Origin of the sequence: Bradyrhizobium sp. (genome assembly GCF_035273305.1) — a bacterium.
Taxonomy (GTDB): Bacteria; Pseudomonadota; Alphaproteobacteria; order Rhizobiales; family Xanthobacteraceae; genus Bradyrhizobium.
Genome location: NZ_DATEPI010000234.1, coordinates 1 through 8669 on the forward strand (window position 1 = coordinate 1; position 8669 = coordinate 8669).

Genomic DNA, 8669 nt, shown 5'->3' on the forward strand with positions numbered 1-8669 from the left:
CTGATGGCCTCGATCAACATTCCGCTGGTCATGGAAGACACCCGCGCGTTGCTTGACTATGCCGAGCGCCAATCTGCCGCCCGCGCAGACATCGTCGGCACCGTCGGCTACTGCATGAGTGGGCGATATGCGATCAATGCGGCCACGCATTTCCCGGAGCGGGTCAAGGCTGCCGCCTCGATGTACGGAACGCATCTGGTTACTGACGAGCCCGACAGTCCCCATCTGGCTGCCCGAAAAGCCAAAGCCGAACTTTATTTCGGCTGCGCCGAGACGGATATCTACGCGCCCGCCGATATCATCGAGAAGTTGAAGCAGCGAATGAAGGACGATCGCGCCAATGGCGAGGTCGAGATCTATCCCGGCACTCATCACGGCTTCGCATTTCCGAAGCGGCCGGTTTATGATCGCGATGCCGCCGAGCGGCATTGGGAACGGCTCCTGGCGCTCTATCGGCGCAACCTCTCCAAATAAGCCGCAGGCTCGATGCCCTTTCTTTTGATCGCCTTTCCGGTCTTCGATCCGATCGCCATTGCGATCGGACCGTTCGCAATCCGCTGGTACGCGCTGGCCTATATCGGCGGCATCGTGCTGGGCTGGATCTACGCGCGCGCGCTGATCAAGGATGAAACGCTATGGGGCGGACCGGCACCGATCACGCTGCCGCAATTGGACGATTTTATCCTCTGGGTCACGCTCGGCATCATCCTTGGCGGCCGCACCGGCTACGTGCTGTTCTACAACCTGCCCTTCTTCATCGAACACCCGGCGGAAATTTTCGAACTGTGGAAGGGGGGCATGTCGTTCCACGGCGGCTTTCTCGGCTGCGCCGTGGCGGTGATCTTGTTCTGCCGCAAACACCATATTCCGATCCTGTCACTTGGGGACATCACCACCGCGGTCGGACCTATCGGACTGTTTCTCGGCAGGCTCGCTAACTTCGTGAACAGTGAGTTGTGGGGCCGGCCGGCCGATCCAGATTTGCCTTGGGCCATGATATTTCCGAATGGCGGGCCCTTGCCGCGCCACCCCAGCCAGCTCTACGAAGCCGGGCTTGAGGGCATCGTACTGTTCACGATCCTGGCGGTGATGATTCGCTTTGGCGCGCTGAAGCGACCCGGACTGATCCTCGGCAGCTTTATCGCGCTTTACGGATTGGCGCGCATTGCCAGTGAGTTCTTCCGCGAGCCCGACCCGCAGCTCGGATTTTTATGGGGCGGATTGACCATGGGTATGCTGCTGTCGGTGCCGATGATCATCGCGGGCTCTGTTCTTATGATAGTGGCGTGGCGCCGCAAGGCTCCGAACTACAAAGCGAACCGCGCCGAAAGCACATCGTGAGCGAACATTCGCCGTTGCACCTGGAGATCAAGAATCTGATCAAGGCGTCTGGGCCAATGCCGGTCTGGCGCTACATGGAACTTTGCCTGACGCATCCGAAGTTTGGCTACTATGTCTCGCGCGACCCTCTCGGGCGCGAAGGCGATTTCACTACGGCTCCGGAAGTAAGCCAGATGTTCGGCGAATTGCTCGGGTTGTGGGCGGCGTCGGTGTGGAAGGCGATGGGCTCGCCGCCGTTGCTGCGATTGATCGAGCTTGGACCGGGCCGGGGCACCATGATGGCGGACGCGCTGCGCGCGTTGCGCGTGCTGCCGCCGCTTCACCAGGCGCTCAGCCTGCACCTGATCGAGATCAATCCGGTGCTGCGGCAAAAGCAAGCCTCGATGCTGTCAGGCGTGCGCGATATCAGCTGGCATGACAACATCGACGACGTCCCCGACGGACCGGCCATTATCTTCGCAAACGAATATTTCGACGTGCTGCCGATTCACCAGGCCGTAAAGGGAGAGAACGGGTGGCACGAGCGTACGGTGGACATCGACGCCAGCGGCCAGCTGGTGTTCAGCGCCGCGGCTGAACCTACGCCGCGCTTCGAGGTCCTTTTGCCCGCGCTGGTACGCGCCGCTCCGGTCGGCGCAATTTTCGAATGGCGGCCCGATGTCGAGATGATGAAGATCGCGGCGCACGTTCGCGACCAGGACGGCGCCGCGCTGATCATCGATTATGGCCATATCCGTAGCGATGCCGGTGATACGTTTCAGGCCATCGCTCGCCACAGCTTCGCCGATCCTCTCAAGGGTCCGGGCGAGGCCGACGTTACCGCTCACGTCGATTTCGAGGCGCTTGCCCGCGCAGCCGAGGATCTGGGAGCGCGCGTCCACGGACCTGTGCCACAGGGCGAATTTCTGAAACGGCTTGGAATCGAGACACGGGCGGCAAGCCTGATGGCAAAGGCCAGCCATGAGGCTTCCGAGGACATCGCAAGCGCGCTGAAGCGGCTGATTGGCGGTGGCAGAGGCGGCATGGGATCCATGTTCAAGGTGCTGGCTGTCTCGGAGCCTCGCCTGATGTCATTGGCGGGCTTTGAGGACGGGCGAGCACACGACAGGGTCCAGCCTTCATGATGCTCGTTTCGCCGCTGCTTTCGGCTATTCCCGGCCTGCGCCACGCGTTCTTCACCCGCGATGGCGGCGTATCGCGCGGCCTCTACGACAGCCTCAACGGCGGTCTTGGATCGGATGACGATCCCGCCAATGTCGCGGAAAATCGCCGCCGCATGTCGGAGCAAATGGGTGTCCTGCCATCGCGTTTTCTCAGCCCGTGGCAGATTCATTCGCGAGATGCCGTGGTGGTTTCCACCTCTTGGGAAGGCCCCTCGCGGCCACGCGCGGACGCCATTGTCACACGGGCCGAAGGACTCGCGATCGGCATCACCGCCGCCGATTGCGGCCCGATCCTGTTTGTCGATCCGAACGCACGCGTGGTTGCAGCCGCGCATGCCGGCTGGAAGGGCGCGTTGACAGGCATCGTGGAATCGACGGTCGACACGATGGAGAAGCTCGGCGCCGAACGAACCGGCATCGTAGCGGCGATCGGCCCGTTGATCCGCCAGCATTCTTATGAAGTTGGCGGCGAATTCGTCGAGCGGTTCATCGAGGCCGACGCCGAAAACAGTCTATTCTTCATTCCCTCTGCGCCAGAGGGTCATGCGATGTTCGATCTTGCCGGCTTCATTCGGATGCGCCTCCAAGGTGCCGGCGTCCTGATGATCGACGATCTCGGCGTCGATACCTATTCGGACGAGCGCTTCTACAGTTACCGCCGCTCGGTGCATCGGAACGAGCCAGATTATGGCAGACACGTGCATGCCATCGCGCTGGAGCACGGATAAGTTTCAAAACAGCCCGAAAGAACCATGCCCCGTCGAAGCTCGCCTCTGCCCTAGACCTTAACGCATTTTAACGATATCGCTCGGGGTACGATGAGAGACGCCGTGACCCCTCCCCGCCCTTTAGCCAAGATCGCAGCGCGCATTGCGGCGGCCGCGCTTCTCGTAACTGTCGCGAGTGGACTCGGCGGCTGTGCCGGCGGCGGAGCTGGCAGCGGCGCTTACGCTATGGCGAGCACGGGAGCGGGCGCCACGGTCACTTTTGAATCGATCGACGGCCCACCTCCGCAAATATTCGATCGCATGGTGAACGTGCTCGACAGTGAATCCAAGCTTCGCAACCTGTCGATTGTGTCGCGTGAGGGCTCGGCGAATTATCGCGTGCGAAGCTATCTCTCCGCTCAGGTCAATCACGGCCGCGCTGTGATCGCGTGGGTTTGGGACGTTTATGATCGCGAGCAGCAAAGGGCCCTGCGGCTCAGCGGCGAGGAAGCTGCCGGCAAGGCCGGTCGTGACGCCTGGGGTGCTGCCGACGACCTGACGCTTCGGAAAATCGCCCAAGCCGGCCTGAGCGGCCTCAGCGCAATGGTCAACGGCGCAGGACCTTCGGATATGCCGGGCCAAATCCCGTCAGGCAAACGGGAGCCTGCGGTGGCCAACGCCGATCAGCCCTCTCCCCGCCATGGCCAATTCAGCGTCAGCGCGCTCGGCTACACCGCCGATTAAGCAAAAGCCCCCGAATGGAGGGCATTTTTGCCGGGAAAACGAGGGTGGCGGGTTGCCAGCCAAGGTAGCTCCTTGATATCACCTCGCCGTCCAACATTGCCGGTTTCGTGGGTGTCCCGATATGCTGAACGTGGTCTCCAGCCCGCGGGGAAAAGATTCGATGTCGGCCAAGAACGGCTCGATCAAGCTGGTTTCCGGCAACTCCAACCCCGCTTTGGCGCAGGCCATTGCCGAAGGATTGGGCCTCCCGCTCACCAAGGCCGTGGTCCGGCGCTTCGCGGACATGGAGATCTTCGTCGAAATCCAGGAAAACGTGCGCGGCTCGGATGTATTCATCCTGCAGTCGACGTCGTATCCGGCCAACGATCACCTGATGGAATTGCTGATCATCACCGACGCGCTGCGGCGGGCATCGGCGCGTCGCATCACAGCGGTGATCCCGTATTTCGGCTACGCCCGGCAGGATCGTAAATCAGGCTCGCGCACGCCGATCTCGGCCAAACTGGTCGCTAACCTGATCACGCATGCCGGCGCCGACCGCGTCATGACGGTCGATCTGCACGCTGCTCAAATCCAGGGCTTCTTCGATATTCCAACTGACAATCTATTCGCCTCGCCAGTGATGGTGCGCGACATCCGCGAGCGCTTCGACCTCAGTAACGTTATGGTGGTGTCGCCCGACGTCGGCGGCGTGGTGCGCGCGCGCGGCCTGGCAAAGCGGATCAACACGCCGATGGCGATCATCGACAAGCGCCGCGAACGCGCTGGCGAATCCGAGGTCATGAACGTGATCGGCGAGGTTGCCGGATATACGTGTATCCTGATCGACGACATTGTGGATTCCGGCGGCACACTGGTGAACGCAGCCGATGCGCTGCTCGCCAACGGCGCCAAGGAAGTCTACGCCTACATCACGCATGGAGTGCTGTCGGGCGGCGCCGCCGCCCGCATCACAACCTCGAAGCTGAAGGAACTTGTGATCACCGACTCGATCCTGCCGACCGAAGCGGTTCGCCTCGCCAAGAACATCCGCACGCTATCGATCGCAACGTTAATTGCGGAGGCGATCGGCCGCACCGCTTCGGAAGAGTCGGTATCGAGCCTTTTTGATTAGGCCACATCCTCTCATTTTTAAACAGGCCAGCACGAGACACACCTACGCGATCTCGTCCGCGCGCCGCTTCTCCCGTCCGAGGCGAGCGAAGCTCGCGCTTTCTCATCCCTCCCACTTGTGGGGGGATGGCGCGAAGCGCCGGGTTGGGGGGCAGCGCATGCAAAAGCGCTGAATCGTTCGCTTGCGAAAGCGATCCCCCTCCCGTCACATCGTTCGCGCCGCTCACGATGTGCCCTCCCTCCCCACAAGTGGGAGGGATGAAGACCGACGATGTAGTTTTCACTTCAGCCAGTAACAGCGCGCGCAATCCTTACACAATACCGGCCGCTACCTGGCCACGCAGCCGCTCGAGGCTGAGCAGCGTGTTGGCGCACGCCTCCGCGACCTCGATGCCTTTGATCGCAAAATGTTTGCGAAAGAAATCGAGATGCGCTGCGCTCTCATGGAACTGTTGCGGGGTCAGCACCGCCGAGAAGATCGGCACCTCGGTGCGCAATTGCACATCCATCAGCGCCTTGATCACGGTGTCCGCGACGAATTCATGTCGATAGATGCCGCCGTCCACAACGAGCCCCGCCGCGACGATTGCCGTGTAACGCCTGGTTTTTGCCAGTAGTTGCGCGTGCAGCGGGATTTCGAACGAACCCGGCACCTCAAACAAATCGATTTGCGCACGCGCAATATGGCGTGCCTCGATCTCCTGAAGGAACGCAATGCGGCATTCTTCTACGACGGCGCGATGCCAGGAAGACTGCACGAACGCGACCCGCTGCGGTTTTGAAAATCGCGGATGCGCCGGAGCAGGCGGACGGTCGATGGTTTGCGAGTTTGCTTCGGAGGTCTCTAATAACATCTGATTCATGGCTTTCCTCTTTCAGGACCAGAATCAGGGCATACGGAACGACGCGCCGCGCGCTGTGCGGCTGTCGCGACCGTTCTCTTTCATCCGGACTTTAACCGTCGGCTTCGGAGTCACACCGAATCTGCTGACCCTTCCTCAAGGGCTGAGGAAAGCGCTCGCGGGCTTGGGCTTTCACCCTTACCGCCGGTGGGGAGTTTCACCCCGCCCTGAGAACATCGGCCGCCCGGTATGAACGGCCTGCCGGAACTATGCCCAAGCGAGGCGCCATCAGCAAGCCGTTTCGCAATCGCCAATCGGCATACGCCCATGAGCTGCGCGTATTCCGGCGCTCGGAGAGCGGCGACCATCCGGCGCGTATAACGCGAACTTTGCTCGCCGGACTCGCAAACCGTGAATCCGATTCCGGTTTGTTCTCATGCAATCGTTAACGTCTGGCGACAGTTGTGGACGAGCAGCGCTTTGCCTGTGGATGGACTCGAGGTGACATTGCGCGGATTCCGCAAATCACATCACTTGATCCGCGCAGGCCCGGGCAACCATCCTGATTGGAAGCGAAGCGGCAGGCCAAGGCGTATTAGTCTGCTGCGTGCGTACCAACCATCGTATCTCAACGTTCAAAGGCAAGGTCGAGACGGCATGTCCCTCCTCGAAGGCGTTATTGATTCCCGGAACAACCCGCTCGCGGTCGTCGAGGACATCGCCGCGGATCACAACTGGTCGTTTGAACGTTCCGGCGAAGACGAGGTGACGATCGTCTCCAGAGGAAACTGGACCGACTACCAACTGTCCTTCACCTGGATGACCGAAATCGAGGCGCTGCATCTGGCTTGTGCCTTTGACATGAAAGTTCCGGTGGCGCGGCGCGCCGAGGTCGCCCGGCTGATTGCCTCCATCAACGAGCAGTTGTGGATCGGCCATTTCGATATCTGGACCCACACCGGGATGATCATGTACCGGCAGGCCTTGGTGCTGCCCGGCGGCATCATCGCATCCACGGCGCAGTGCGAGAGCATGCTGGTCGGCGCCATTCATGCGTGTGAGCGCTATTTTCCCGCGTTCCAGTTCGTGGTCTGGGCCGGCAAGAGCGCGACAGAGGCGATGAGCGCGGCAATGTTCGACACCGAGGGCGAGGCGTGAACATTTTCAACTGCGAGGCGGCGCCAAGTCGAGCGTCGAGCTGTACTCGCGATCCGAATTCCATGGCGCTTGTTGCAAACATCTCGATGAACTAGAACCGCCTGTGGTTAAGGGTCCCGCTTTCGCGGGGATGACGGCGGATAGTGATGTACCCGAGTATGAGCAGCGCTCTGGAAAGTATGAAGGGAAACGTCGTTCTCGCAGGCGCGGGGAAGATGGGCGGCGCCATGTTGTCGGGTTGGCTGGCGCGTGGCCTCGATCCAAAGCGGGTCGGGGTGATTGAGCCGGATCCCTCCGCAGAGATCAAAGCGCTGAGCGCGAAAGGTGTTCGGCTCAATCCATCGCCCGCGGACGTCGGCGCAGTTGCGACGCTGGTGGTCGCGCTGAAGCCGCAGACTTTCCGCGATGCCGGCGCGACACTGAAATCCTTCACTGGATCATCGACGCTGGTGGTCTCTATCATGGCGGGCATGACCATCGCTTCGGTCTCCGGGAATTGCGGCGGCAGCGTGGTGCGCGCGATGCCGAACACGCCCGCGTCAATCGGACGTGGCATCACGGTTGCGGTGGCAGCGAGTAACGTCGCGACCGTGCAGCGCGAGAGCGCCGACGCATTGCTGCGCGCGATCGGATCGGTCGAGTGGATCGAGGATGAGCGTTTGATGGACGCGGTGACCGCCGTGTCCGGTTCCGGGCCGGCCTATGTGTTTCTGCTGGCGGAAGAGCTGGCGCGCGCCGGTGCCGAAGCCGGTTTGCCGGCGGAGCTTGCGACCCGGCTTGCGCGCGAAACCGTCGCCGGCTCCGGCGAATTGCTGCATCGCTCGGAGCTTGCTTCGGCGACGCTGCGCCAGAACGTTACCTCGCCGGGCGGCACCACGGCTGCCGCGCTGGAAGTGCTGATGGGACCGGATGGCATGCAGTCGCTGCTGACGCGCGCCGTTGCAGCGGCGACGAGACGCTCGAGAGAGCTGGCAAAGTAATATAGGGCGTTTCAAGCGAGGTTGACGGGTGTGTGTGCGCGTCGGTTCGCGTGAAGAAAACGCGTCGGAACAATGAGCTCCAACCCCGATTCTGACTCATCAGAATCGATCGGGCGCTATCGCGAAGCCAGATGTCGGGTGAAACTCTCGACATTGACGAGGCCGCGGGCGTGGCGACCCTCACCAATCCGGTGCTTGTCGTCAAAGGCTTCGATCTCAAACCGGACCACCCGCCGCTCCACCGCGACTACCCGCGCGGTCGTGCGCACCCGCGCGCCCACCGGCGTTGCTGCGAGATGGCGGACATCGACCTCGGTGCCGACCGTCACCCAGCCTGGTCTGAGGTATTTATTGATGGCGTCACCCGCCGTCATCTCCATCTCCAAGATCATCATGGGGGTTGCATAGACCATCGGCATGTGGGGGACGAAATGGCCGACGGTGCGCTCGGGCGGTACCACCAGCGTCCGCTCGGCGCTCATGCCGACTTTGACGATGTCGCGTGCGTCCATGATCGATCCGATCGCGCGAACAATGTTTGGAATCGTCCCGCCCCGAGCCGGGATCCACGACGATCGCCAGCGTTGCCGGCTCGGTGCCGCGTGAAATCCCACTGGCGTT

Annotated in this window: 10 protein-coding genes and 1 riboswitch; of the genes, 8 read left to right on the forward strand and 2 right to left on the reverse strand. The window is 61.7% G+C overall.

All coding sequences use genetic code 11. The features are described from left to right. The 6 genes from VJV58_RS15735 to VJV58_RS15760 all read left to right on the forward strand — a co-directional run. Positions 1-474, forward strand: a 474-nt coding sequence (locus tag VJV58_RS15735; protein ID WP_324138288.1) for a dienelactone hydrolase family protein, incomplete at its 5' end; no start/stop codon positions are given. A 12-nt stretch (positions 475-486) separates the two neighbouring features. Further along, positions 487-1341, forward strand: a complete 855-nt coding sequence (gene lgt / locus VJV58_RS15740) for a prolipoprotein diacylglyceryl transferase (protein ID WP_324138289.1) — start codon at positions 487-489, stop codon at positions 1339-1341. A gap of 56 nt (positions 1342-1397) precedes the next feature. After that, positions 1398-2465 (forward strand): class I SAM-dependent methyltransferase, encoded by a 1068-nt coding sequence (locus VJV58_RS15745; protein WP_324138296.1) that lies wholly within the window; start codon positions 1398-1400, stop codon positions 2463-2465. Beyond that, the gene (pgeF, locus tag VJV58_RS15750; RefSeq protein WP_324138290.1) at positions 2462-3232 is read left to right on the forward strand and encodes a peptidoglycan editing factor PgeF; all 771 of its coding nucleotides are present in this window, start codon (positions 2462-2464) and stop codon (positions 3230-3232) included. The genes VJV58_RS15745 and pgeF overlap by 4 nt, the downstream gene beginning before the upstream one ends. Positions 3233-3322: 90 nt before the next feature. Beyond that, positions 3323-3955: a hypothetical protein gene (locus tag VJV58_RS15755; protein WP_324138291.1), complete on the forward strand. Its 633-nt coding sequence runs from the start codon at positions 3323-3325 to the stop codon at positions 3953-3955. A 160-nt stretch (positions 3956-4115) separates the two neighbouring features. Then, positions 4116-5069 (forward strand): ribose-phosphate pyrophosphokinase, encoded by a 954-nt coding sequence (locus tag VJV58_RS15760; protein ID WP_324138292.1) that lies wholly within the window; start codon positions 4116-4118, stop codon positions 5067-5069. Between the two features lie 310 nt (positions 5070-5379). Here VJV58_RS15760 and VJV58_RS15765 read toward each other — a convergent pair whose 3' ends face one another. Then, entirely contained in the window at positions 5380-5931 is a 552-nt protein-coding gene (locus VJV58_RS15765; protein ID WP_324138293.1) for a 6,7-dimethyl-8-ribityllumazine synthase, read from the reverse strand. A gap of 68 nt (positions 5932-5999) precedes the next feature. Further along, positions 6000-6149, reverse strand: a riboswitch (FMN riboswitch). A gap of 418 nt (positions 6150-6567) precedes the next feature. On the opposite strand from VJV58_RS15765, the gene VJV58_RS15770 reads away from it, so the two are divergent. Both VJV58_RS15770 and proC read left to right on the forward strand, forming a co-directional pair. After that, positions 6568-7068, forward strand: a complete 501-nt coding sequence (locus VJV58_RS15770) for a YbjN domain-containing protein (protein WP_324138294.1) — start codon at positions 6568-6570, stop codon at positions 7066-7068. Positions 7069-7226: 158 nt separating this feature from the next. Beyond that, positions 7227-8048: a pyrroline-5-carboxylate reductase gene (gene proC, locus VJV58_RS15775; protein ID WP_324138295.1), complete on the forward strand. Its 822-nt coding sequence runs from the start codon at positions 7227-7229 to the stop codon at positions 8046-8048. A 116-nt stretch (positions 8049-8164) separates the two neighbouring features. Here proC and VJV58_RS15780 read toward each other — a convergent pair whose 3' ends face one another. Next, positions 8165-8560: a thioesterase family protein gene (locus tag VJV58_RS15780; RefSeq protein ID WP_324138297.1), complete on the reverse strand. Its 396-nt coding sequence runs from the start codon at positions 8558-8560 to the stop codon at positions 8165-8167. Positions 8561-8669: the final 109 nt, after the last annotated feature.